The 288-nt window shown below is 37.8% G+C and carries 1 protein-coding gene; it reads right to left on the reverse strand.

The annotated features are described in order from the left end of the window. Positions 1-288 (reverse strand): malate:quinone oxidoreductase (locus RMT89_RS42290; RefSeq protein WP_315889073.1); only part of this gene is annotated, 288 nt, incomplete at both ends.

A 288-nucleotide genomic window follows, 5' to 3' on the forward strand; every position in this document is an offset into this window, starting at 1 on the left:
GGCTGCCACTTTTTCCTTTACATCTCTCCCTTCCATGACCAATGGTATCCATTCTTTTAAGGTTTTAGTGTCTTCGCTGTACTCCATGTCTTTAAACAAGTTACAGGACGTAAGATTGGTATGACGGGTTTTTAAGAAATCTACATTTTTTTTGCCCCATACAAAGCTTAAATGAGGAATATGCTTAATGAAATCTTCGGGTTTAGACAGTACACCCTTTTGTACCAGATAGGCCCAAAATTGCTTAGATACCTCAAAAGATTCTGCAATGCTTACCGCCTTTTTAAT

This window comes from Streptomyces sp. P17 (assembly GCF_032436805.1).
Classification (GTDB): Bacteria; Actinomycetota; Actinomycetes; order Streptomycetales; family Streptomycetaceae; genus Streptomyces.